This is a genomic window from Microcystis sp. LEGE 08355, assembly GCF_015207185.1.
Lineage (GTDB): Bacteria > Cyanobacteriota > Cyanobacteriia > Cyanobacteriales > Microcystaceae > Microcystis > Microcystis panniformis.
In genome coordinates, this window is sequence record NZ_JADEXI010000836.1 from 1 (window position 1) to 1532 (window position 1532).

Sequence of the window (1532 nt, forward strand, 5' to 3'; positions counted from 1 at the left end):
ACTCCCCGACTACGCTAAACTAGCAACTTGTTCCCATCAAAATGGTTTTGAAACCTTTATGATCTATAGTGCCGCCGCTCTCATGGCCTACGTTACAGGAGTCTCCTCATCCCTGACCGCTGTCTGTGCGATCGCTTTTGTGATCCTCCGGCTTCTATTTTCCCTTTTTTATATCACTAATGTCCCGATCGCTCGTTCCCTGATGTTCGGCCTTGGTTCCCTCTGTACTTATACTCTCTTTGGGTTGAGTTTAATCAAGATTCAGTAGAATTACCCAAACCGGATGCAGGAGAGTGGAAAAACGCTATAGTTCGGGAGCGGTAAAGAATTTGCCTAACCCGAACTAAGGTTAATTTTGTTAGTGATAAACCGGTAATTTGGGATTATCCACTGATAACAAACCGGTTAAAAGTGAGGCGGGTTTTTGACTATAGGGCCAAGCAAAAGCATGGCGAAAAGCCGCATCTTGACAAGCTTGTAATTGTCGAAAATCGATCACATCTAGGGTGAGTAAATTTTCGTACTCGAAGGGCAGCCGGACATTGTGTAAACCGGCATTATCGGTACAGATAGCAATATCAACCCCCGCTTCAAAACAGCGATCAAAGACTATCTTTAATTGCGATAAACTTTCGAGGGTGCCAGTTTTTAAATAGGTGGTGGGACAGACTTCTAAACATTGATGACGACGGGCAACTTCCGGCAGCAATTCCGGATATTGTAGGGGAATTTGAATACCGTGACCAATTCTTTGCAGATAGGGCAGTAATTGGGGATAACAACCGTCCTTTGTTTCGTAAATATGGCCGGTGGTGTTTAAACCATTTTCCCTGGCATAACTGTATAAACCAGCAAATTCCTCTAGTCGAGTTTGGTAGTAGGAATCACCCCCAGCAATATCGATCGCACAGACGTATTCTCTCATCCCTAGGGCCAGATCAACGATCGCTTTGTTGACTTCGGAGGGAAGTCGCGAGTGCATACAGAGAATTTGACTGGTAATAATCGGATATTCGCTCATTTTCGAGGCTTGACCGACGATCTCGACAATCAAGCGCATTTGCTCGATTCGCTCTGTTTGGTTCAAATGTTCGTCGGTGCGATAGTAGGGAGTATAGCGCAATTCTAAATAGGCAAGATTCTCGAAGATGTAAGCACCGCGAATCAGACGATAGATAAAATAGGGCAAAGTTTGGGCGGTTTGAACACTTTCGACGAGGGTGTGTAATTCCAAATACTCATCTAAACTATTGCGTTTGCGGGTGTAAAATTCCTCAAAAGCGGGGTATTCCTGGAATTTGGCCGCTAAATCCCGCTCATGTCTGTGAAAGTAGCGCCAGAGAATTCTCGGTACTACCGATCCCCCTAAATGCCGATGCAAATCCGCGTATAAAGCCACAACTCCGCTGCTCCTTAGTCTCTCAAATGTTCCTTAAATATAACGAAGTTTTACAATTGTTTGACAATCGTTCCCAAATAGTATCAGTACCTAGGGTTTGCTGAAAAAGTTTTTCGTGGGGGCAGGGTGTGGG

General features: G+C 44.7%; 2 protein-coding genes. One reads left to right on the forward strand and one right to left on the reverse strand.

The genetic code is table 11. From position 1 onward, the window contains the following. Positions 1–268 (forward strand): MAPEG family protein (locus IQ242_RS24505; protein ID WP_193961744.1); only part of this gene is annotated, 268 nt, incomplete at its 5' end. Positions 269–358: 90 nt separating this feature from the next. Here the strand turns inward: IQ242_RS24505 and IQ242_RS24510 are convergent. Further along, on the reverse strand, positions 359–1399 hold the full coding sequence (locus IQ242_RS24510; protein WP_193961745.1) for an adenosine deaminase: 1041 nt from the start codon (positions 1397–1399) through the stop codon (positions 359–361). Positions 1400–1532 lie beyond the last annotated feature (133 nt).